23 protein-coding genes and 1 riboswitch are annotated in these 23,611 nt (G+C 47.6%); of the genes, 11 read left to right on the plus strand and 12 right to left on the minus strand.

Going from position 1 to position 23,611, the window contains the following annotated elements; all coding sequences use genetic code 11:
• Positions 1–38 precede the first annotated feature (38 nt).
• Both panD and olsF read left to right on the plus strand, forming a co-directional pair.
• On the plus strand, positions 39–419 hold the full coding sequence (panD, locus tag Q7C_RS11750) for an aspartate 1-decarboxylase (protein ID WP_014704995.1): 381 nt from the start codon (positions 39–41) through the stop codon (positions 417–419).
• Positions 420–518: 99 nt separating this feature from the next.
• On the plus strand, positions 519–2,225 hold the full coding sequence (gene olsF, locus Q7C_RS11755; protein WP_014704996.1) for a bifunctional ornithine lipid synthase OlsF: 1,707 nt from the start codon (positions 519–521) through the stop codon (positions 2,223–2,225).
• Here the strand turns inward: olsF and Q7C_RS11760 are convergent.
• Positions 2,222–2,686 carry a YchJ family protein gene (locus Q7C_RS11760; RefSeq protein ID WP_238532322.1) on the minus strand — a complete coding sequence of 155 codons (465 nt, stop codon included), beginning with the start codon at positions 2,684–2,686 and terminating at the stop codon, positions 2,222–2,224. The genes olsF and Q7C_RS11760 overlap by 4 nt on opposite strands.
• Positions 2,676–3,473, minus strand: coding sequence for a Rossmann-fold NAD(P)-binding domain-containing protein (locus Q7C_RS11765; RefSeq protein ID WP_014704998.1), 798 nt, complete (start codon positions 3,471–3,473; stop codon positions 2,676–2,678). The genes Q7C_RS11760 and Q7C_RS11765 overlap by 11 nt, the downstream gene beginning before the upstream one ends.
• 100 nt (positions 3,474–3,573) lie before the next feature.
• On the opposite strand from Q7C_RS11765, the gene Q7C_RS11770 reads away from it, so the two are divergent.
• The 3 genes from Q7C_RS11770 (at position 3,574) to Q7C_RS11780 (ending at position 5,792) form a co-directional block, all read left to right on the plus strand.
• On the plus strand, positions 3,574–4,104 hold the full coding sequence (locus tag Q7C_RS11770; protein WP_014704999.1) for a hypothetical protein: 531 nt from the start codon (positions 3,574–3,576) through the stop codon (positions 4,102–4,104).
• 75 nt (positions 4,105–4,179) lie between these two features.
• Positions 4,180–5,217, plus strand: a complete 1,038-nt coding sequence (locus tag Q7C_RS11775; RefSeq protein WP_014705000.1) for a CNNM domain-containing protein — start codon at positions 4,180–4,182, stop codon at positions 5,215–5,217.
• Positions 5,218–5,282: 65 nt separating this feature from the next.
• The gene (locus tag Q7C_RS11780; RefSeq protein ID WP_014705001.1) at positions 5,283–5,792 is read left to right on the plus strand and encodes a retropepsin-like aspartic protease family protein; all 510 of its coding nucleotides are present in this window, start codon (positions 5,283–5,285) and stop codon (positions 5,790–5,792) included.
• On the opposite strand, the gene Q7C_RS11785 is transcribed toward Q7C_RS11780, so the two are convergent.
• From Q7C_RS11785 to Q7C_RS11810, 6 genes are all read right to left on the minus strand, one after another.
• Complete coding sequence (locus Q7C_RS11785; RefSeq protein WP_014705002.1) at positions 5,789–6,475, minus strand: lytic transglycosylase domain-containing protein; 687 nt, start codon at positions 6,473–6,475, stop codon at positions 5,789–5,791. The two genes, Q7C_RS11780 and Q7C_RS11785, sit on opposite strands and share 4 nt — an antisense overlap.
• Before the next feature lie 3 nt (positions 6,476–6,478).
• Positions 6,479–6,940 (minus strand): CopD family protein, encoded by a 462-nt coding sequence (locus tag Q7C_RS11790; RefSeq protein WP_014705003.1) that lies wholly within the window; start codon positions 6,938–6,940, stop codon positions 6,479–6,481.
• 12 nt (positions 6,941–6,952) lie between these two features.
• Positions 6,953–8,482: a fumarate hydratase gene (locus Q7C_RS11795; protein ID WP_014705004.1), complete on the minus strand. Its 1,530-nt coding sequence runs from the start codon at positions 8,480–8,482 to the stop codon at positions 6,953–6,955.
• Between the two features lie 5 nt (positions 8,483–8,487).
• Positions 8,488–10,197 carry a proline--tRNA ligase gene (locus tag Q7C_RS11800; RefSeq protein ID WP_014705005.1) on the minus strand — a complete coding sequence of 570 codons (1,710 nt, stop codon included), beginning with the start codon at positions 10,195–10,197 and terminating at the stop codon, positions 8,488–8,490.
• A 63-nt stretch (positions 10,198–10,260) separates the two neighbouring features.
• Positions 10,261–10,596 (minus strand): phenylpyruvate tautomerase MIF-related protein, encoded by a 336-nt coding sequence (locus Q7C_RS11805; RefSeq protein WP_014705006.1) that lies wholly within the window; start codon positions 10,594–10,596, stop codon positions 10,261–10,263.
• Between the two features lie 12 nt (positions 10,597–10,608).
• Positions 10,609–11,064 (minus strand): DUF4124 domain-containing protein, encoded by a 456-nt coding sequence (locus Q7C_RS11810; RefSeq protein WP_014705007.1) that lies wholly within the window; start codon positions 11,062–11,064, stop codon positions 10,609–10,611.
• 54 nt (positions 11,065–11,118) lie between these two features.
• On the opposite strand from Q7C_RS11810, the gene Q7C_RS11815 reads away from it, so the two are divergent.
• Positions 11,119–11,934: an RluA family pseudouridine synthase gene (locus Q7C_RS11815; RefSeq protein WP_041367175.1), complete on the plus strand. Its 816-nt coding sequence runs from the start codon at positions 11,119–11,121 to the stop codon at positions 11,932–11,934.
• A gap of 7 nt (positions 11,935–11,941) precedes the next feature.
• On the opposite strand, the gene Q7C_RS11820 is transcribed toward Q7C_RS11815, so the two are convergent.
• The gene (locus Q7C_RS11820) at positions 11,942–13,264 is read right to left on the minus strand and encodes an MATE family efflux transporter (RefSeq protein WP_238532323.1); all 1,323 of its coding nucleotides are present in this window, start codon (positions 13,262–13,264) and stop codon (positions 11,942–11,944) included.
• Positions 13,265–13,340: 76 nt separating this feature from the next.
• Complete coding sequence (locus Q7C_RS11825) at positions 13,341–15,359, minus strand: sodium-translocating pyrophosphatase (RefSeq protein ID WP_014705011.1); 2,019 nt, start codon at positions 15,357–15,359, stop codon at positions 13,341–13,343.
• 493 nt (positions 15,360–15,852) lie between these two features.
• On the opposite strand from Q7C_RS11825, the gene ppa reads away from it, so the two are divergent.
• The 5 genes from ppa (at position 15,853) to clpA (ending at position 20,300) form a co-directional block, all read left to right on the plus strand.
• Positions 15,853–16,392, plus strand: a complete 540-nt coding sequence (gene ppa / locus Q7C_RS11830; RefSeq protein WP_014705012.1) for an inorganic diphosphatase — start codon at positions 15,853–15,855, stop codon at positions 16,390–16,392.
• 67 nt (positions 16,393–16,459) lie between these two features.
• A complete protein-coding gene (serB, locus tag Q7C_RS11835; protein ID WP_014705013.1) occupies positions 16,460–17,305 on the plus strand; it encodes a phosphoserine phosphatase SerB in 846 nt (281 codons plus the stop codon).
• Positions 17,306–17,364: 59 nt separating this feature from the next.
• Positions 17,365–17,676 (plus strand): Grx4 family monothiol glutaredoxin, encoded by a 312-nt coding sequence (gene grxD, locus Q7C_RS11840; protein WP_014705014.1) that lies wholly within the window; start codon positions 17,365–17,367, stop codon positions 17,674–17,676.
• 8 nt (positions 17,677–17,684) lie between these two features.
• Positions 17,685–18,011, plus strand: a complete 327-nt coding sequence (clpS, locus tag Q7C_RS11845; RefSeq protein WP_014705015.1) for an ATP-dependent Clp protease adapter ClpS — start codon at positions 17,685–17,687, stop codon at positions 18,009–18,011.
• A 33-nt stretch (positions 18,012–18,044) separates the two neighbouring features.
• Entirely contained in the window at positions 18,045–20,300 is a 2,256-nt protein-coding gene (gene clpA, locus Q7C_RS11850) for an ATP-dependent Clp protease ATP-binding subunit ClpA (protein ID WP_014705016.1), read from the plus strand.
• A gap of 330 nt (positions 20,301–20,630) precedes the next feature.
• On the opposite strand, the gene cobO is transcribed toward clpA, so the two are convergent.
• On the minus strand, positions 20,631–21,233 hold the full coding sequence (gene cobO / locus Q7C_RS11855) for a cob(I)yrinic acid a,c-diamide adenosyltransferase (RefSeq protein ID WP_014705018.1): 603 nt from the start codon (positions 21,231–21,233) through the stop codon (positions 20,631–20,633).
• 25 nt (positions 21,234–21,258) lie between these two features.
• The gene (locus Q7C_RS11860) at positions 21,259–23,199 is read right to left on the minus strand and encodes a TonB-dependent receptor plug domain-containing protein (RefSeq protein ID WP_014705019.1); all 1,941 of its coding nucleotides are present in this window, start codon (positions 23,197–23,199) and stop codon (positions 21,259–21,261) included.
• A gap of 108 nt (positions 23,200–23,307) precedes the next feature.
• Positions 23,308–23,508, minus strand: a riboswitch (cobalamin riboswitch).
• Positions 23,509–23,611: the final 103 nt, after the last annotated feature.

Below are 23,611 nucleotides of genomic sequence, written 5' to 3' on the forward strand. Positions count from 1 at the left end.
AGCGATAATATCAGGCTGATTAACAAGATATCTCTGCCATGCAACTGACATTGCTCAAAGCTAAATTACATCGTGCTTGTGTTACCCACTCAGAGTTAGAGTATGAGGGAAGCTGCGCGATTGATGGGAAACTGCTGGCTGCTGCCGGTATTCGTGAGTATGAACAAATTCATATTTATAACGTAGCCAATGGTGAGCGGTTTGTCACTTACGCTATTCGCGCTGAAGACGGCTCAAACATTATTTCCGTGAATGGCGCTGCAGCGCATAAAGCCTCTCCAGGTGACCGTATTATTATCTGTGCCTACAACACCATGGATGTACAAGAAGCAGAAAATTTTAAGCCCACGCTGGTCTATCTCGATGAGCATAATGACATCACACACATGCGTGATGCGATTCCGGTACAAGCGGCCTAAACGTATTTGCTAACTGTCACTTTTCTGTCACAACATTGTTATAAATATTTAATATCACTGCTCTAAACTGTTGGCTAATCAATTGTTTAGAGCATAACAATGCTGAACATCGAACAAGCGGTTCAAGAAAAATTTCCCAAGTTTGAACGTAGTAAACCTTGGTTTAAAAAATCAACACTGCGGTTTTTACGGCGCATCACCCATGAACAGGAAGTCAATCACTTTCTGACGCGGCACTCGCAATTAACCGGGTTTGATTTTATCGATGAAGTGCTGGACTATTTCAACTTCAGTTACAGCATTTCAAATCGCCATCGTAGCAATATTCCAGCGACAGGCCGCGTAGTTATTATTGCCAACCATCCTTTAGGTGCCTTGGACGGCCTCTCTTTATTGAAAATGGTTGGTGAAGTTCGCCGAGATGTCAAAATTGTCGCCAATGATATGTTGCTTAATTTTGATGCACTTAAGCCGCTTTTTTTACCGGTTGATAATCTGTCTAAATCAACGCGTAAAAGTAGTGTCGCCAGAATTATTGACAGTTTGAATCAAGATGAGGCTGTTATTGTCTTCCCGGCAGGTGAGGTTTCCCGAATTCGTCCTAGTGGCGTGCGCGATGGTAAATGGAATAGTGGTTTTCTGAATTTTGCAAAAAAAACCGGCGCGCCTATTTTGCCTGTTTTTGTTGGCGCGAGAAATTCCTCACTCTTTTATAGTGCCTCTATGGTTTATAAACCATTATCCGGCATGATGTTAGCGCATGAAATGTTTAACAAAAATTCAAAAACGATCAGCATGTGCGTGGGAGAGCCAATCCCCTACGCGCAAGTAGAGTCGTTACCACTGGTCAAAGCCGAAAAAGCAAAATTATTACGGCGGCACCTGTATCGTCTTGCTAAAGGTAAGAAACCGCTTTTTCTAACGGAACAAACTGTTGCGCATCCCCAAGATAGACGCATCATTAAACAAGAGCTTAAGCAGGCACAATTGCTAGGGGAAACGGCGGATAATAAAAAAATCTATTTATTTAATTACCAGTCGGATTCTGCCGTCATGCAAGAAATTGGACGTCTGCGTGAAATGACATTTCGTCAGGTGGGTGAGGGCACCGGAAAAAAGCGTGATCTTGACCACTATGATCGCAGTTATCGACATTTGATTCTCTGGGATGAGCAAGAGCTTGAAATTGCCGGCGCTTATCGTATCGGTGAGGTCGATGCGATTAAACGGCAAGGCGGCGAGATCTATTCAACAGAATTATTTGACTATCAGCCTGCCATGCAGCCGTATTTTGAACAGGGTATTGAGCTGGGCCGAAGCTTTGTCAGTCCGAAATATTGGGGAAAGCGCAGTCTCGATTACCTCTGGTATGGCATTGGCGCATATCTGAAGCAATATCCAGAAATACGCTATTTGTTTGGTCCTGTGAGCTTGAGTAATAGTTATCCTGCTTATGCGCAAGCGTTGATTGTGGCTTACTACCAGCATTATTTTCCAGATAATGAGCAGTTGGCAACCGCACGGGTTCCGTTTGTTGCTGATGCTGGATCAGTCGCACGAGCACAGGAAGTTCTGCAAAAAAATGATGCTGATGCTGATTTTGCAATGCTAAAAAATCAATTAGCCCATATGCAAATGACGGTGCCAACCTTATACAAACAATATGCGGATGTGTGTGAGTCAGGTGGTGTCCGGTTTATTGATTTTAACGTCGATGCCGATTTTGGTTACTGTGTCGATGGCTTGGTGATGGTTGATTTACACCAGCTGAAACCAGCCAAACGTAAACGTTATCTGGGTGGTTAACGGCCATGACAGCGTTTAAACTTCAAGCCACTTCCGCACAGACAAACGGCATTTCGTGGTAGCGATACCGGTGGCAAAATGAGGCCATCGCGGTAAAACCATAAACCAGTTTCATAAGTAAATTGACTGCGCTCATGAAGTTGGCCTAGTGGCGAATCATCATAAAAAGCCACAAACTCAACGCTTGCTGTGTCGGTTTGTTGCGTGTTTGCGAGGATAGTTAACCCCAGCCATGTGGTTGTTGCACAGATTGTTTCCAAATGTTCCCGATCGTCAGGTTGGCGTTTATCTGGATGTAGAGTCTGTAAGAGAAAGTCGATTTTTCCTAAGGTAAAAGCGCTGTATCTGGCGCGCATCAGTTGCGTTGCCATTGATGCTTTATTGTGATTGCTGAGCACAGGCTGACAACACACATTGTAGTCCAGACCCGACTGACAAGCACACGCTGTACTAGTCATCATTAAGCCCACTTTTTAATAAATCGGGGTGGATCAAACGGTAACCTAATTGATGTTTGATTTTATCGTTACTCACTTGCTTCCATGCGGGAATTGTTTGGTCATCAAAATTTGGTGGCGGCAGGTTTAGGCAAGCGCTTGCAAAGGAATAAAATATTTTTTTCGTTGGATGCGTATCAGAGCAGGCATTAAAAACGTCACCCCAGAACTGTTGCTGGATAATGCAATCAATCATGCCAATGACATCGTCAAGATGAATCAGATTTGTTGGCGCGTCAGCCTGGGGGACAGCTTTGCCATGTTGAAAAAAACGACCTGGATGGCGGCGTTGATCAACTAATCCGCTACATCGCAGGATTGTTGTCTTAAAGCCAGACTCTGCTCGGAAGCATTGCTCAATTTGAAACAGCGCGTTGTCTGGGTTTTCAGCGCCTTCATCTTCGGTCACCACGCGGTTCAGATTTCTGTAAACCGAAGAAGAGCTGATTAACAAAACTGTAGAAACCGGGCTCTCCGCGATATGCTTGGCCAGCTGAGCAAAGGCAGCAACGTCTTTACAGGTGATGTTGATGATCAGGATAGGGCCATTCAGAAAAGCCGTTAATTCATGTTTCGCTGGTGCGGTCACGTCAAGACGAAATGGGAGGGCACCAGCCGATTCTAACTCTGGAAATCGATGCAGTTGTCGTGTTGACGCGGCCACCTGCAAGCCGTATGTGTCATGAAAAAAGCGGATCAGGGGTAAGCCCAGCCAGCCACTTCCCAGTATGCTGATATCAAATTTGTGCATGCCTGATATTGTAATCCAGCTGCAAGCATCGTGACAGTTTGTCTGGAATCGCATAGAGTTGATAAATAAATCAGCAATAAACGCAGTGTCAGGAGTTTTCATGTTACGTTTACTACTGTTTGTGCAAATCGGATTGTTTGCCTCAACAGGGCAGGCTGGTGGATTGATTCAGCCAGGTGACCGGTTATTGGCGCAAACCTCGGTTTGGACTGCCCATTATGATCCTGAGTCAGATCATAACAATCACCAGCGATTGATTAATCTTGAGTATTACTTTGCACCGCAGACGCGCCCTTATCAGATAGATTTTGGTGACTGGCGTGATGATCTGCAATGGTTAGCCGGTGCTGCAACATTTCGAAATTCATTTGATCAACAGAGTCAGTATGTCTATGGCGGCAGTCGTTATGATCTGCCTGTCAGTCAGTTCAGCAATGTTTATATCAAGGTAACCGCTGGCTTGTTACATGGTTATCGCGGTGAATATCAGGATAAGGTGCCATTCAATAGTCTGGGTATTGCTCCCGTTATTTTGCCCGCGGTTGGTTGGCAATATCGTCGGGCAAATGTCGAATTGGTGCCATTTGGCACGGCTGGTATGACCATGAATGTCGGTTGGATATTTGATTAAATAGTGTGATGCTATACAGCAACTTCATGAAAGATTAGACTTAAACCTTGTTTGTTTCCTGAGTGACCCTATTTCATGAGTTTGCTTATCGCCTTTGCGATACTATCCATTGCTGCCTCTTTTCTCTGTTCTGTTCTCGAAGCTACCCTATTATCTATTACGCCCAGCTATATTGCTCAGCAAAGATCCGAGCGGCCGCGTTTGTACAGCAAACTAAATCGGCTTAAAGAAAAAATTGATCAGCCGTTGGCGGCGATTCTAACCCTGAATACGGTGGCTCATACCGTGGGTGCCTTAGGTGTTGGTGCGCAGGTTACGGTGGTATTTGGCAGTGGTTATCTGGGCGTGGCTTCTGCGGTGATGACCATCTTGATTTTGGTTCTGTCAGAAATTTTGCCGAAAACGATTGGAGCTCGCTATTGGCGTTCTATTGCGCCCTTGTTACCGTCCGTGCTCAACACCATGATTTTAGTGCTTAAACCGTTTATCTGGATGTCTGACTGGATTATGAAAATTCTTGATAATACCAGTGAGCAGCAGGGCGATACACGTCAGGAAATTAAAGCCATGGCGCAGTTAGGGCATGAACTAGGTGAGCTTGACGATGATGAGTCGCGTGTCATTTTAAACGTGCTCGATTTACATGATATGAAAATCAGAGACATCATGACGCCGCGCACGGTCTGTGAATATGTTTATCCAGAAGAGACCGTCGCTGAGTTTATGTCGCAATATGCTCGTGGCCAATTTTCTCGCTACCCTGTGTTAAGTGCCGAGGATGAGTCTCCCCTCGGTGTCGTATTTCGACGCGATATTATCGGCGTAGAGGACGATAAGCTGATGCAGGATGTCATGATGAAATCACCGTTGATTGTCACTGATCATATGGATGTGGAATCGGTCATGACGCAGTTGATGCGTGAACATCAGCATATGGCGATGGTCTTTGATGAATATGGTACCTGGATGGGCATTGTCACCATGGAAGATATATTCGAAACGCTGATTGGCAAGTCGATTGTTGATGAGACGGACGATATTCCGAATATGCGACGGTTTGCTCGAAAACGCTGGGAAAAGCGGCGTCGTCAGCAAAGCCGCCAATATGACTAATAGATGATTATGATTGCCGTATTGCGTCTTTAGCGCACTGCGACTACGGTTCCAGATGAAATAAGATGAGTATATCGGGCAGACAAACCGGCGCCACCAGTGGACTTGCCATCGTATTTTGGTTGTTATTGATGGCATCCTTAACGTTATTTTTTAATGGCTTTATTGACCGGCAGGATAATCCTAATCGACATCTTAATAATGCCACGCCACAGTCGCAGGTCGTACTTGAACGTAATCGAGCAGGGCATTATGTGGCACCGGGAAAAATTAACGGTCACGATGTGACCTTTTTATTGGATACCGGTGCCACCCATATCAGTATACCTGCCGGTGTAGCTCGTGCTGCCGGATTAGTGGCCGGTCGCGCTGTCAGGGTGAATACAGCAAACGGCATCATTACGGTGCATCAGACACGATTGCAGACGGTGCAACTGGGCGGTATTGTTCTCAGTGAGATTAGCGCGAATATTAACGCCCATATGTCTGACGAGATTGTTCTGTTAGGCATGAGTTTTATGCGTCATCTGGACATGACCCAGCGTGATGGCATGCTGACGCTTAAACTTCCCTAGCGTGCGCTATTTCGGTATCGCTGATGCAAGATAGCAACGCGTTCGACGTAAACTTCGGTCTCTTCATACGGTGGTATGCCCTTATACCGTTTCACGGCGCCGGGACCAGCGTTATATGCTGCGGTGGCCAGCCGTGTGTTCTGGTCAAAGGTGCTTAACATCAAGGCCAGATACTTAATGCCGCCCTCAATATTCTCTTTGGCATTAAACGCGTTTTTGACGCCCATATCCTTGGCTGTACCGGGCATCAATTGCATTAGACCTTGAGCCCCTTTCGCTGAGCGGGCATCAACACGAAATGCTGACTCCGCATGAATGACGGCACGCACTAAAGCGGGATCGACATTATGTTTTGCTGATAATTGGCTGATTTCATTATGATAATCCCGCGTATTTAGGGCGATTGTATGCCAATCAATAGATGAATCAGGATTACAAGCAAAGCAGTCGTAGCGGAGCACTTCGAATTCGCCCGAGAGCGGTTTTTGGTCAGAAAATATCACCCCATCACCCTGATTATTGAGGGTCTTGTAGATGATGGTTTGTCGGTGCGAAGTTGCAGCATTGCCCTCAGGTATATTCTGGTTGCTGAATTCGATAATGCCATCAGCAGATTGACTTTGTCTTATCTCAGCGGCAAAGCTCGGGGACAATGCAAACAAAATTGTGATAAGGGCGGACATGTCTTACCAGTAGCGGCCACTGATACCAATTACGATAACGATCAAACCTAAAATCAGATTTGCCCGAATAAATTTACGAATATTATCTAACGCATTAGACGCGGTTAGCCAATCCTGTTCGGCCACTGCCCACTTCAGTTTACGGAAGGGATTGAAATAGACGTGCATGAACAGCAACATCATCAATATGCCCAGTAACAGCATGATATGGACATGCACGCCAACGCCGGAAAGTCCCCCAAAACCACCAAGCATGACAATCATCGAGATGCCGGTAATGAGGATAATGGCAATACTCGCCCATATCCATGGAAAAAAACGACCAAAAATATTCCGCCATAGTGGCAGCCGTTGCTCAGGTGCCAACATCGTTGCCGCTGCGGGCCGTAAAAACATGAAGGCAAAGAACATCCCGCCTACCCAAATCACGGTGGCTAAAATATGTAAGCTAATGGCAAAGCCCATGGCAGGTTCCTCTTATTGCATTACGGTTTTTACTGGAATGCCGGCAATGCGCTGTTGCCATTGCACGGGGCCAGTCTCATGGACAGATTGCCCCAGGCTGTCAACCGCCACTGTCACGGGCATGTTTTCAACATAAAATTCACGAACCGCTTCCATGCCCAACTCTTCGAAAGCAACTAAACGAGAGGATTTAATTGCCTTTGAAACTAAATAGGCTGCGCCGCCGACAGCAATTAAATAAACAGATTGATATTTTTTGATGAGATCAACCGTTTTCTCACCACGCTCTGCCTTGCCAATCATGCCCAACAAGCCGGTTTTCGCCAACATGGTTTCAGTAAACTTATCCATCCGTGTCGCCGTGGTCGGACCAGCTGGACCGACAATTTCTCCTTTGACCGGATCAACGGGGCCAACGTAATAGATAAACCGATCCTTAAAATCGAGGCCAGCGGGTAGTGGTTGCCCATTTGCAATCAAGTCAGCAATTTTTTTATGTGCCGCATCGCGCCCCGTCAATAAGTGACCCGAAAGCAACAAGGTATCGCCAGGCTGCCATTGATGCATGTCTTCAGCCGTCAGCGTATCCAAATTGACATGGCGTGTATTTTCCGCGGCTTCCCAAGTGATGTCGGGCCAATCTGATAATGACGGCGGGATAAACTCGGCTGGCCCATTGCCATCCAAGTGAAAATGCACATGCCGTGTTGCGGCACAATTCGGAATCATGGCGACAGGCAAAGATGCGGCATGCGTAGGATAATCATTGATTTTGACATCCAATACGGTTGTCATGCCACCCAAACCCTGTGCACCAATACCTAGTTGATTTACCTTTTCATAGAGTTCGACGCGAAGTTTTTCGATTGCTGTTACCGGGCCATGGGTAATGAGATCCTGAATATTGATTTCTTCCATCAGGCTTTGTTTGGCCATCAGCATGGCTTTTTCGGCTGTGCCACCGATACCAATCCCTAACATGCCCGGTGGACACCAGCCAGCGCCCATTTTAGGGACGGTTTTTAATACCCAATCAACTAAGTCATCACTTGGATTCAGTATAGTAAAAACTGCTTTATTTTCGCTGCCGCCACCCTTGGCAGCGATATCGATAGAAACCTGATCGCCAGCAACCAGTTCAACATGCACAACAGCGGGGGTGTTGTCGCCAGTATTTTTTCGCTTACCGATAGGATCCTTAACAATAGAGGCACGTAGCACATTGTCAGGATGCTGATAGGCACGGCGGACACCATCGTTGATGATTTCAGTTAAATCTCGATCGGTATCCCAGGTTACCCGCATACCAATCTTAACGAAGACATTGACGATACCGGTATCCTGACAAATAGGACGCTGATTTTCAGCGCACATCCGTGAATTAATCAGAATCTGCGCAATCGCATCTTTGGCTGCCGGCGACGCTTCGCGTTGGTAAGCAGCATACATCGCGTCAATAAAGTCTTTAGGGTGGTAATTGGCGATAAATTGCAACGCGGCAAACACGCTGTCAATGATGTCCTGTTCACGAATGAGCGTCATGAAAATTAACGGAGCTGCCCAGTGAGGGTGGTCACCAGTTCGGCTATCGCAATATCCTGTTTTTCTCCGGTTGCACGTTGTTTGTATTCGATAACCCCATTATCAAGACCGCGTTCACCTAAAACTAATTGGTGCGGAATACCGATTAACTCCCAATCGGCAAAGGCAACACCCGGCCGTAAACCACGATCATCAATCACAACGTCGACACCAGCGTCAACAAGCTCTTGATAGAGCGTTTCTGCTTGGTCGCGAACACGCTGTGATTTATGGGCATTAACCGGAATCAATACAACTTCGAAAGGGGCGATTGCCTGCGGCCAGATAATACCCTGTTCATCATGATGTTGTTCTATAGCGGCGGCGACAATACGTGACACCCCAATGCCATAACATCCCATCGTCATAATTTTGGATTGGCCGGTTTCGGTGAGGACAACGGCATTCATTTTTTTGCTGTAATTTTCACCCAGCTGAAAAATATGGCCCACCTCAATACCCCGCGCTATTTCCAATGTGCCTTGACCATCCGGGCTTGGATCGCCGGCAACCACATTGCGAATATCTGCAGAATCAGGCAGAGGTAAATCTCGCAGCCAGTTAACGCCAGTGAAATGATGGTCATCCATATTTGCGCCACATACAAAATCAGCAAGCTGAGCAGCAGCATGGTCGACAATGACGGGTATGTGCAGTCCTACAGGGCCCACAGAGCCAATTTGTGCACCACAGGCAGCATGGACTTGCTCTGGTGTCGCAAAAGTCAGCGGGCTGGCGACCAAAGGATGTTTCTCTGCTTTGATGGCATTCAGTTCATGATCACCGCGTAAAACTAACGCTACTACGGGATTTTCTTCAGTGCCTTCAACCAACAGGGTTTTAACACATTGTTTGGCCGGTACTTGAAGAAAGTCACTGACGGCTTCTATGCTGTGTTTTCCCGGTGTGCTGACGGTTGCCAAATCGGCACTTGGCTCGGCACGCACGGCATCAGACTTTATTGCGGTAGCCAGTTCAACATTGGCGGCGTAATCACTGCCGGTACTGAAGGCGATGGCATCTTCGCCAGAACTGGCTAAAACATGAAACTCATGCGAGGCATTACCGCCAATACTGCCGGTATCCGCCTGAACTGGACGGAAGTCGACGCCGATACGATTAAATATGGCGCAATAAGCAGCATGCATTTGATCATAAGTTTTTTGCAAACAGGCTTGATCCACATGAAATGAATAGGCATCTTTCATCAAAAACTCGCGGGCACGCATCAAGCCAAACCGGGGGCGAATTTCATCACGAAATTTGGTTTGAATTTGATAAAAGTTGACAGGCAACTGTTTGTAACTCCGAATTTCTTGGCGCACCAAGTCGGTAATCACTTCTTCATGCGTCGGACCATAGCAAAAGTCCCGTTGGTGTCGGTCGGTAATACGCAATAATTCCGGGCCATATTTTTCCCATCGCTGGCTTTCTTGCCACAGTTCAGCGGGTTGCACAGATGGCATTAACACTTCTTGCGCACCGGCCTGATTCATTTCTTCACGAACAATCGCTTCTGCTTTCCGTAATACACGCAAACCAAGCGGTAACCAGGTGTAGAGTCCCGAAGCGAGGCGACGAATTAGCCCGGCCCGAAGCATCAACTGATGACTGACGATCTCGGCATCAGCCGGTGTCTCTTTTAAAGTGGCGATTAGCAGCTTGGAAGTACGCATGTAAGACTTTATTTCCTGTTCTATAGTCAAGGTTTGAGTTGGCTTGTCATCAAGCAAACGGGATCAAAATGTACTGTGATCCCATCCCCAGTTTTGCCGTTCACTGTCGGTCATGCTGATGTAGGTACGGCTGCCGCTGACGCCAATTTGTTGTTCGATAAGGGTGCACAGCGCGTCTGAGAATGCTTTGCGATCGGCAGGCAGGCCTAATGAACGATAGTCCAGTATAGCGGCAGGATCCGTACTACCTGCAAATGACATGGCCACGTTGTGATTCAGACGAATCATGACATAGCTTTCCGGTTTGCCGGAGGCACTGGCCACCGTTTTGCTGGCGGCTTTCAATAAGGCATTTTCATCGGTAACCGATTGATTTGTGGTGATGTTGAGATAGGGCATAACGTCTCTCCTTTATTGACAGTAGGTATCGACCTGATCTTGATAGTTGGCAATACGTTGTTGACGTTCTTCTTCGGTCGGTCTTGTTACTTCACCGGCCTCATTAATGAAGCGACGACCAGGATTATTCTGGTAGGCAAGCAGGTTTTCTCGGGCGATCTGACAGTTTTCGTCACGTAATTGTTGTTCACGCGCTGTGGCTTGCTCGGCCTCGCGCTGTTCGGCCTCTTGTTGCGCTGCTTTCTGTTGGCTTTCGATTAAATTATCGATTTCCTGTTGCGCTTTATCCGGTTCCACAGGCGGTGGCGGTGGCGCTTGTATTTGTTCTGCAGGCCGATCTGGGGGGGGCTGTTGGGAATAGTTGATTTGGCCATTTTCATCCGTCCACTTATAAATCTCCGCCTGCGCCAAAAAGGGCAGGAAACTGATTAAGGCAAAACAAATCCAATGTGGGAGACGTATCCGCATAGCCGTATTTCCTGTATAAACCTTAATTCTACGCCAAAGCACGTCATGGTTGAAATGTCAGAACAACATCGCCGCTTTAAATGTCAGCAAAATATTACCCACACAGGGCAAACGGTGATTGATTGCTTGGCATCACTTACCGATTTATCGCGACAACAACTCAAACAATGCCTGCAAAAAGGCGCTGTCCGTTTGCGCCATGGGCGAAAGGTCCGCCGAGTCCGACGCGCGACGCTGGCGTTACAGCCGGGACAGCAAATTGAACTGCATTATGATTCGGTCATTCTGGCGCAAGCAACGCCTGCGATTCAGCCAGTAGCTGATAAAGTGCGTTATACCGTCTGGGATAAACCTGCGGGTATCTTGGCCCAAGGCACTGAGTGGGGCGATCATTGCAGTTTACTAAGGATTGCCGAGTTAGTGACCAAGCGGCCTGTCTTTCTGGTGCATCGATTGGATAAAGAGGCCAGTGGTTTGATGATCATCGCCCATGATCACCATGCGGCTGGCCAATTATCGCACCTGTTTCAACAGCGAGAAATGTTTAAGCAATATCGGGCAGTGTTGTCTGGGCAAATGACCGCGAATGAGCAACATTTTGCTGAACCATTGGACGGGCGGGAGGCGAATACAACAATCCAGCGCTGTCATTACGATGCCGAGTCAAACCAGAGCCATGTTACTGTGACCATTGGTTCAGGCCGTAAACATCAGATTCGCCGGCATTGCGCCGCTGCGGGTTTACCGCTGATTGGTGATTCGATTTATGGGCAGCCGCACTCAGGTGGACTTCAGCTTCGTGCGACGGTCTTACACTTTCCGTGTCCATTGACAAAGCAACAGCAGCATTTTGAGCTAAACGATAAATAAGTGACGGTCAGTCAGCACGTGCCTTGGCAATAATGCGAGCAATGTAAGCGCTCTGGCTGAGGCCGCGTGCCAGCAAAAAGAGCAATAGCGCCGCCCACAAACCATCATTACCAAAGCCTTTAAGCACCCACCATGCCGGCAAATAGACGAAAAGTACGCAAAAGAGCATGGTATTGCGCATTTCTCGGCTGAAAGTGGCGCCAACAAATAAGCCATCCATCAAGTACGATAACACCCCGGCGAGTGGCGCCAATGTCACCCAGACCAAGTGTTGTTTCGCCTGTGCTGCGACCAGTTCAATGCTGGTTAGCCAATCAATGATTTGCTTACCGGCGAAACCGTATACCAGCGTAAAACTCACCGCCATTAAAGCGGACCAGAAGGCGGTCAGTTTTAATGCTTGCTTAAGATGCGTGACTGAACGATTGCCGATGGCCTTACCGGTGAGCACTTCGGTGGCATTAGCAAATCCGTCCAGCACAAATGCCATAAAAGTAATGAAATTCAGCAATACGGCATTTGCAGCCAGAATCGTATCGCCCTGACGTGCTCCTTGCGTGGTAAAAAAAGCGAAGCAGGAAATCAACAACAGGGTGCGAATCATGAAATTGCCATGCACGATAAGGCTCGGTCTGAGTACGGGCAAAGATTGCCAACGAACAAGCTGGCGCCAATCTAGAGAATAGCGACGCGGATTTAAAATAATCAATACGCCTACCAATAACCCGACATACTCTGCAATTAAGGACGCCAGTGCCACGCCGGCGACATGCATATTCAAGGCGTACACCAGTATCACATCAAGCAGAATATTAACTGCGTTGATGACCAGTACCAGCAACAAGGCCTGACGTGTTGACTCACAACCAATCAACCAGCCGATGATCGCATAATTAATCAATGTAGCTGGGGCAGCCCAAATGCGCACATCAAAATAGATGCTGGCATAGACCATCACCGCATCTGAGCCGGGTACGAGCCATAGTGCTATTTCACGCAAAGGCCATTGCAGGATTAAAATCACAGCCGCGATAAGACAGGCCAGCTGACAGGACTGCACCAATACAGTGTTAATCGAAAACTGATCTCGGCGGCCACTGGCCTGCGCCGTTAGCCCCGTCGTCGCCATTCTGAGAAAACCAAAACTCCAGAACAACAACGTAAAAATCATGCTGCCAATCGCCACCGCGCCAAGATAATGGGCGGCTTCCAGATGCCCGACAACGGCCGTATCGACCAGACCGAGAACCGGGGTCGATAAATTAGCCAGAATCATTGGACCTGCTATCTGCCAGATTTGTCGATGACCAGAAGGGGGCACAACGTTCATTAAAAATTCAATCTCTTAGTAAAACGCAAAAAAAAGGCCACCGGTGGGGTGGCCTGAAATGAAAGCCGAGTTAGTCTCAGACCAAAAGTGGGGCAATGACCAGACTGACAATCGCCATCACGTTGATCAAAATATTCATAGAGGGGCCTGAGGTATCCTTGAGCGGATCACCAACCGTATCGCCGACGACATTGGCTTTGTGTACTTCAGAACCTTTTCCGCCTAATTGACCTTGTTCGATATGTTTTTTGGCATTGTCCCAGGCACCACCGGCGTTCGCCATCATTAATGCCATCAGCACACAAACGACCAAGGCGCCGCCTAGCATACCGCCTAGTGCAGCAGGACCTAATCCAAAGCCAATCACAATCGGTGCGACGACCGCCAAGGTGCCCGGGAGGATCATTTTACGAAGCGCCGCCCGTGTTGCAATATCGACGCAGCGAGCGGTATCCGGCTTGCCGGTGCCATCCATCAAACCGGGAATCTCCCTGAACTGACGGCGAATTTCGTGAATCATATCAAACGCGGCATCACCAACGGCAGTCATGGTCATGGAGCTGACCAGAAATGGGAAAACGCCGCCGACAAACATCCCGACCAGAACGACAGGGTTCGTGATTAAAAGTTGTAAATTGCCGCCACTTTCGGCATTGATGGTTTCAATGTAAGCACTAATAATAGCTAACGCAGCTAATGCCGCTGCTGAAATAGCAAAGCCTTTGCCAATCGCGGCGGTGGTGTTACCAAGCGCATCCAGTGAGTCCGTAATTTCACGCGTGGAAGCCCCCATTTCAGACATTTCGGCAATCCCGCCGGCATTGTCAGCAACCGGGCCGTAAGCATCAATGGCCATGGTAATACCAACGGTGCCAAGCATGCCGATAGCAGCAATGGCAACGCCATAAAGTCCGGCAAAGTAGCTGGCAGAAAAAATAATGGCAGCAATAGTCAAAACGGGAATCGCGACCGATTGCATACCGAGTGCCAAGCCACCAATAATGACGGTTGCAGGGCCTGTCTCACCATCTTTTGCCAGTTTTCGGACTGGCGCACCACCTGTGTAATACTCGGTCACCAGGCCAACGATAATGCCACCAATTGCGCCAGATAACACAGCAAACCAGAGATTAGCACTGGCACCAAGCAATTGAATCAGCAGATAGGATAAGGCAATAAAAATAACCGATGCGCCTAATGTGCCATAGCGTAAAGCCGCAGCAGGACTGTTTGCGGAAAAGGCTTTGACAGCGAGGATACCGGCAACGGAGCAAATCAAACCAAGGGAAGCCAGCGCCAAAGGCATGAACATGAGGGTTTGCTGCGAGCCGCCACCGAGTTGATTGATGGTAACGGCTGTCATGGTGGCGGCTATCGCGATACCGGCAATCATGGCGCCACAATAAGACTCGAAAATGTCGGAGCCCATGCCGGCAACATCACCGACGTTATCGCCGACATTATCAGCTATGACGCCCGGATTTCGGGGGTCATCTTCAGGGATTCCTGCTTCTACTTTACCGACCAGATCGGCCCCAACATCGGCACTTTTGGTAAAAATACCGCCGCCAACACGAGAGAATAACGCGACTGAGGACGCGCCCATACCAAAGCCATGAATAGTGTGGGCGGTATGCGGGTCACCGCCAAAGATGAGATATAAAATCCCCAGTCCTAACAGGCCCATAGAGGCAACCGTCAGGCCCATAATGGAACCACCAAAAAATGCGATGGTCAGGGCTTGAGGTGCACCTTCATCGCGGGCTGCAATGGCGGTTCTGACATTGGCTTTGGTTGCGGCAAACATGCCGATAAAACCAGCACTTGCAGACGCGATTGCACCAACAAAAAAGGCCAGCGCGGTATGCCAGCCTAAATCAGAAAGCCCAAGAGCGATGATGCATACAAGACAAAAGATAGCCAATCTCAGATATTCAGCTCGCATGAATACCATGGCGCCAAGATGTATCTGGTCACCAATTTCTACCACCCTTCCTGAGCCGGCAGAGGCAGATTTGACCTTGTTATAAATCAATAATGCACAGATAAGTCCTGCGACGCCCAGTAAAACCGGGACCAGATTAATTGACCACATTGGCAGACTCCTTTGTCTTCTAATAGAACGATAATTACAACGACGTACTCCTGAAACAGAAAATTGACGATAAAGGCTTGTTTATACGCCCCCATTAATTCGCTTGTAAAGTGAGCGGGGATAATTCGCTGGTAGCAGGTTGATGGCATTGATTGACGATTTTTTGTGGTCGTTGGGGGCGTCATGCGACAGAGGATGATTGGAGTTATGCTCTGATTAGGTGCGGGCTTACGTTGGTTGTATGTACCGGATAAGGTAGGGCTGATCGGTTAATCGGTTCTGTGCCGAGTTATCATGCCACCGAGCTAAAACGGTAGCAGAAAAAGTTGCTTAACAGCCAGTGCGGTAGCGTTTTCATTGGCGCATTGCCTAAATAATAATTTAAATTGGGCTAGCGGTTTTAGTGTGTCATAAAACAGGTTTCAGTTTATCCAGTTTGCGTTTTCTTTTATAATGATAGGTTTATCATCACGCTTCTGGGAGCACACACAACATGAATCTTGACCGCGTCAGTTCCGGTAAAAATGTCCCTGACGATATTAACGTTATCATCGAAATTCCTTCGCATTCAGATCCGGTAAAGTACGAGGTCGATAAAGAGACGGGTGCGTTGTTTGTGGATCGTTTTATGAACACCGCCATGTTTTATCCATGCAATTACGGTTATGTGCCGCATACACTATCGGATGACGGCGATCCGGTAGACGTGCTCGTTATCAGTCCTTATGCCCTGATTAGTGGTTCAGTCGTGCAGTGTCGCCCGGTTGGCATGCTGAAAATGACGGATGAGTCAGGTGAAGATGCCAAAGTACTTGCTGTACCACACGATAAAATGTACGACGATATTAAAGATATCAGTGATGTTTCGGAACGATTGTTGTCACAGTTGGCCCATTTCTTTGAGCATTACAAAGATCTGGAAAAAAACAAATGGGTCAAAATTGATGGTTGGGAGAACAAGGCAGCGGCGCATCAGGAAATCATGGATAGCGTGGCTCGTTTCAAGGCGGCGCCAGTCAAACCACAGTTTTGATGCAGCGTTAATCTCAAATAACGGCGGGTTTTAGCAGACTCGCCGTTTTTGTTTTGAGGCAGAAAAAATGGCGACATTAATTCTTCATGGCGCAGCTTTAACACAATCTTCCGCCACGGAAATTGCTCAGCAGGTTAACGGCATCTTACGGTGGCAAGCAGAGGATGCACTGATTGATACGCATATCATGCCAGCCGAAGTTGCGATGCTACGACAAAAGCACGACTTTGATATCAATCTGTTACCGGTTGACTTTAACGCCGCTACAGTTCGATTACTGGTGATGGATATGGATTCCACTTTAATCAGCATCGAATGTATTGACGAAATTGCAGATTGCCTTGGCCTTAAGCCGCAGGTGGCAGCCATTACGGAAGCGGCGATGCGAGGTGAACTTGATTTTGAAGCCTCGCTACGGCAGCGGGTCCGCTTGTTGGCCGGGTTGCCGGAGGAGCGTCTGGCGTCGGTTTACACGGAGCGATTGCGGTTGAACCCGGGTGCAGAGAAGATGCTCACCTGGTTACAGAAAATGAATATTAAAACAGCCCTGGTATCCGGGGGGTTCACGTTTTTTACGGATAAGTTGAAACAGCGTTTGGGACTAGATTTTACCCAGGCCAATCAGTTAGGTGTAGAAGAGGGCAAATTAACGGGCGAAGTTGTGGGCAATATTTGTGGTGCCCAAGCCAAAGCCGATTTTTTACTGGCCAGATGCCGGGAACTGGCTATTTCACCATCCCAGACTATCGCCATGGGCGATGGCGCCAATGATTTGCTGATGATGGCAGAAGCAGGGCTAAGTATCGCTTACCATGCCAAACCCAAAGTACAACAACAAGCTGATACCGCATTCAATCATGTTGGCCTTGATGGTGTAATCAGCTTGTTGCAGAGCCAACCATCACAGGCGTAATCTTGAATTAATGGTTGCAGATCCCCATCTGCATAATCAATGAATAAATGAGGTTTACTATGGACGTTATGGATCGCATCAAAGAAGCTATCGAAAGCAATTCGGTAATTTTATTTATGAAAGGCACCCCGGAGTTTCCGCAGTGTGGTTTTTCGAGTCGTTCCTCGCAGGCACTGGCCGCGTGTGGTTCAGAATTTGCTTATGTCAATGTACTGGCTGATCCGGATGTGCGTGCCAATTTGCATCGTTATGCAGACTGGCCAACTTTCCCACAGCTTTATATTAACGGTGAGTTGATCGGCGGTTGTGACATTATTATGGAACTGTACGAGTCTGGTGAACTCAAAAAAATGGTTGATGCAGCGAACTGAATTTTGATATGACGGATAAATCGGTACCAGATTGGCAGGCAGGCAATGGCTTTGCTGTCGCGCCGTCCAAACCAGAACTGAAACAACCGCCTAAATATCGGGTGTTAATGTTGAATGATGACTACACCCCAATGGATTTTGTGGTTGAGGTGTTGGAAACCCTGTTTGATATGAATCGCGAACGGGCGACGCGCACCATGCTGTTAGTCCACACTGAGGGGCAGGCGCTTTGTGGCATTTTTACATTTGAGATTGCCGAAGCGAAAGTTGAGCAGGTGAATAGTTATGCACAGCAACATGGGCATCCGTTGCAGTGTACGATGGAGCAGGAATAGTCCTGCCTGTGATGAAAAAGGTGAGATAAGGTTATGTTAAGCAAAGAGTTGGAACAGACACTCAGCCAGGCTTTTAACTATGCTCGGCAGCGTTCTCACGAATTTCTCACGGTCGAACATTTGCTGTTAGCCCTTTTGGAAAACGGACAAGCCCTTGCCGTATTGAAGGCGTGTGAAGTTGATGTCGTTGCATTGCGTCAGGATTTGACCGACTTTTTGGCTGATAATTTACCGACACTCCCGGAAGACACAGATAGAGAAACGCAGCCGACACTTGCTTTTCAGCGAATTCTGCAGCGTGCAGTGATGCATGTGCAGTCTTCTGGCGGTGAAGAAGTCACCGGGGCCAATGTGCTGGTTTCGATTTTTTCTGAGCAGCAATCACAAGCAGTTTTCTTGTTGCAAAAACAGGACATTTCCAGATTGGATGTGGTGAATGCCATTAGCCATAATAGTCTAGGTGAGACAGCCGCCGAGACTAAAGCTGAAAAAGCAGAAAGTGAAGAGGCGACCAATACGGAAAGTAAAAGTCCGCTGGAACTCTATGCCACGAATTTGAACGCTGAGGCTAAATTGGGACGTATCGATCCGCTCATTGGTCGAGCGCATGAAATTGAACGCACCTTGCAGGTGTTATGCCGACGTCGGAAAAATAATCCCTTGTTTGTTGGTGAGGCCGGGGTGGGTAAAACGGCCTTGGCAGAAGGATTGGCACGTCGAATTGTCAATGAAGATGTGCCTGACGTGTTAGAAGATGCGGTTATCTATGCGCTGGATATGGGCGCTTTGGTTGCCGGTACCAAATATCGTGGCGACTTTGAAAAGCGGCTTAAAGCATTGCTGCGTGAGATCCGACAAAAAGATCATGCGATTCTGTTTATTGACGAAATTCATACGGTGATTGGAGCGGGTAGTGCCGGGAACAGTGCCATGGATGCCGCAAACCTGTTAAAACCGTTGTTATCCAGCGGTGAATTAAAATGCATTGGCTCAACCACGTATCAGGAATATCGCAGCATTTTTGAACATGATCGTGCCCTGGCCCGTCGATTCCAGAAAATCGATGTTCCAGAACCCTCAATTTCTGAAACCGTGGAAATTCTGAAAGGGCTGAAACCAGGACTCGAAGCGCATCACAATGTCCGCTATTCCAATGCTGCTATCGTTCAGGCCGCGGAATTATCTGCACGACACATTAATGATCGATATCTACCTGATAAAGCCATTGATGTCTTAGATGAAGTGGGGGCGGCGCAACGTATTCTGCCTAAATCACGGCGTAAAAAAATGATTGGCGTCGGCGACGTGCAACAAATTGTTGCCAAGATTGCGCGTATTCCAGAAAAAACAGTCAGTAAAGCTGACCGAGATAGTTTACAAAATCTTGAATCCAACCTTAAACACGTTATTTTCGGTCAGGATGAGGCCATCTCTGCGCTGAGTTCATCAATCAAAATGGCGCGTTCAGGGCTTGGCCATCCAGAGAAGCCGACGGGGGCTTTCTTGTTTGCCGGACCAACGGGTGTCGGTAAGACTGAAGTGACGCGTCAGTTAGCACATATTCTAGGTGTGGATTTGATTCGTTTCGATATGTCTGAGTATATGGAAGCGCATACCGTGTCACGTTTAATTGGTGCGCCGCCAGGATATGTGGGTTTTGATCAGGGTGGGCTGCTTACTGATGCCATTATCAAACAACCTCATGCCGTATTGCTTCTGGACGAGATAGAAAAAGCGCACCCCGACGTATTTAACTTGCTTTTGCAAGTCATGGATCACGGCACATTGACTGACAACAATGGCCGAAAAGCCGATTTCCGGCATGTGGTGCTGGTCATGACCAGCAATGCCGGTGCGCAGGAAATGAATCGTGCCAGCATCGGTTTTACCAAGCAGGAAATGCATCACACTGACGGCATGGAAGCGTTAAAACGTGCTTTCACGCCGGAGTTTCGTAACCGTCTCGATGGCATTATCCAGTTTAAACCGCTGGAAAGGGATGCCATTTTGCGGGTTGCCGACAAAGCGGTTCTCGAACTCGAAATGCTGCTGCAAGATAAACATGTGACAATAGAAATTGATAATCAGGCACGTGAGTGGCTGGCTGAGCATGGTTATGATATTCAAATGGGCGCCCGGCCCATGGCCAGACTGGTTCAGGAGAAAATCAAACGGCCACTTGCTGATGAGCTGTTGTTTGGTAAGCTCAGTGATGGTGGTCATGTCCGGGTTTGTCTTGATAATGATGAGCTCAGTCTGGAAATTATTAACGAAACAGCATCTGTCTGATTAGTTAATCTGGTGGGGAGTGAACACTCCTCGCCAAGTCCTTGTGTTACCAACGTTATTTTTTACGTCTCACCTTAAAATGTGTAAGCAAGTTATGCACTTGTTTCACAAATACTTCACACGATGTTGTAATACGAAAGCTAACTGCTTGATCTTGCTAAAATCAATTATAACTAATTGATAATTAAAGGTTTTAATAAAATGGTCATTTTTTAACCATTTTGTGACCAAGGCAATGAATTGAATGACTTAGCGACTAACTCGGAACTTAAACACAGACTTATCCACAGAAAATGTGAGTAACTTCAATGCACTGTTTTGAGGCATTATTTATAGCTCAACGCCTTTTTGGGCACGAATGCCATCCCGAAAAGCATGTTTCACATCGTCGATACGACTTACCGTATCGGCAGCATCAATAATAGCAGGCGGTGCACCGCGACCCGTGATAATGACGTGTTGCATGCTCGGTCGTTTTGCTAAGTCTTGCAGAACCAAATTGCTATGCAGATACTGCATTTTCAGCACAATGTTGAGTTCGTCGAGCAGAATCAGGTTGATGTCAGGATTGGCCAGTAAGGATTTGACAATCGCCCAGCCTTGTTCGGCTGAGCGTTTGTCTTGTTCCAGGTTTTGGGTATCCCAGGTGAAGCCATCTCCGACAACATGGTAGGCCACCTTATCAGGGAATCGCCGATAAAAGGCTTCTTCGCCGGTGCTCATCGCACCTTTAATAAATTGAACAATACCGACGTTCATATCATGACCCAGCGCGCGCGCCACCATCCCAAATCCAGATGAGCTTTTGCCTTTACCATTACCGGTAATACACAGCAGCAGGCCTTTATCGTTATCTGCCTGCTGGATTTGTGCATCGACAATCTGCTTTTGCTTTTGCATTCGAGCCTGATGGCGCTGTGCTTTATCGGTCATTTCTATGCCCGTTTCATTGCTTTTGTTACAGTTTTATTTCAGTGCCAATCATGGCAGTTACGCCCGCAGCCTGAAAGCCGTAGGCGGGTTCAAAATTGTGATCGGTTGCATTTTCAACTCGGCCAAACAAGCGCCATTGTGAATTGACTTGATATGAACCAGTGACATGGACAACGCTGTATCCACCCCGGTTAATACGCGCACCAACACCATCGACATCTTTTCTTGGTCCAACATATTGCAGATTACCCGTAAATACTAATGGCTGGCTCGGCTGCCAAGTGAGTAACAGTCCTGCTTTATGCCGAGGACGACGCAAGAGCTGTCGATCATCTTCATTCACGCTTCGGGTGTAAGTATAGTTAACATCTACATCCAGTGTGTCGGTTGCGGCCAGTGAAAATTCAGCTTCAAGTCCTTCAAGTTCGGCTTCATTTTCGTTGACACTAGTGCTATCAAAACTGGGCAGAAAAACCGTGGTAATTAAATCATCAATGTCATTCTGAAAATAGGTCAATGAGGTACTAAGACGTTGATTCCAGAATTGTTGATCAATGCCGATTTCCCAGTTATCACTGGTTTCTGGTTTCAGATCCGGGTTACCCCGGTAGGCACTGCCAAAGTTACTCGGCGTAAAGCCATACAGTTCATACAATGAGGGTGTTTTAAAGCCAGAACCAACCCCACCACGCAGTCGTGTCTGATCTGAAAGCTGATAACTGAGCGTCGCGCGATAGGTGGTTTCTGAACCAAAGGAATCGGGATCATCATGACGCAATCCCAACGTTGTTGTTAGCGCATCTGATAACTGAATTTGATCTTGAATATAGAAAGCACGGGTTGATTGCTCTTCACTTGACTGCTGGGTTTGAATAAAGCCACCAAAGTCAGTCATACCATCAGCGGTCAGTTTTTCAGTTTCGTATTCCCCGCCAATAGTAATCAAATGGTTATCAAGCAGATGCAAATCATTTTGCAGGCCGAGTTTATTTTTTTGACCGCGATAGTCTGTCCGATCCAGCGTGCCGAAGGGATCAATCCGATCATTACGGTTTTTACGCTCAATATCACTGCGTTGCCAGCTTAATGTTGGCCGCCAGGCACCTTGCCAGAAGTTGCCATTAATACTGCCACCCAGAAACAACTGCCGTGATTTATTAATGGCATCCGGGTCTTCCGCAGTATTGCCTGAAAAATCAAAGCCGCCATCCAAATCATTTTCTGTTTCAATCAATCGGGCGCTGAAATCAAAGTTAAGCTTATCGGTGGGTTGCCAGCCGAGACGGGTTGATAAAATCCCGTTTTGATAACCATCATCATCTCGGTCACTGCCTGGCGCCAAACGCTTACGGGTGGCGATGCTGTCCCCATCAGATTCAAAAAAACCACCCGTCAGGGCATAGGAAAAATCATTTACCGAGCCGGAGACGGCAAGCATTTCATGATGCGTAGAATGGGTGCCAATTTCAGCCTTGGCACGTGCTTGCAGTTTGCCGCTGCCGGATTTGGTTCGCACATGGACGACGCCGCCAATTGCATCTGAACCGTAAAGCACGCTTTGTGAGCCTCGGACAACCTCGATGGACTGCACGTCATCTAATAAAAAGTTAGCAAAGTCAAACCCGCCATTAGGCGAGCTGGGATCATTCATTTCAATGCCATCAACCAACACTAAAGTGTGATTGGAGTTGCTGCCACGGATAAATAAAGACGTCTGAGAACCTCGGTTGCCAGAGGCAACGACATGCATGCCCGGCAAATCTTTCAGGGCATCTGAAAGCGTAATAAACTGGCGTTGTTGGATATCTTCAGCAGTGATAACCGAAACGGCACTGCCAATTTGGTCAAGAGACGTTGGTGTACGGGTGGCGGTGACGACAATTTGATCCAGTTCGGTATTGGCATTTGCCATGCCGGAAAGAGCGGAGCCAATCATCAGGCCGAGTAGAGAGCGCTGTATAAACATATGAAAATCCTCGATGCCGCTATCCCACCGATAGCATGATCTGAAAAGCATGTGCAACGAGGCGCCACCAACAGCAGTCGGGTTTTGGCTTCTAGTTCGCCCGCCGCAACATGAAGGACGTAACAGGCCGGTCTCCGGACTTTCGGGGATATCTGACAGCATCGCCTTCCCATTAAATTTAATAGTGGCTTGTGATGCCGGTTGACCCGATTACCGTTGCGGGGGCAGTGACGGCATTGACCTAAGTCGCACCGTCTTCCCGATTATCGCGCTGCTGTTGCAGAACGCACCTGTGACGAGGCGCTGACTATAGAAGTGGTGCCTGTTTTTGTCAAATTTGAATGTTTTCTGAAAAACAAGCGCTTATGTTTGATGCCGACTGGTTATCAGGCAGGTAAAACCGTTAAAATCT

The sequence above is a fragment of the Methylophaga frappieri genome (assembly GCF_000260965.1).
Classification (GTDB): Bacteria; Pseudomonadota; Gammaproteobacteria; order Nitrosococcales; family Methylophagaceae; genus Methylophaga; species Methylophaga frappieri.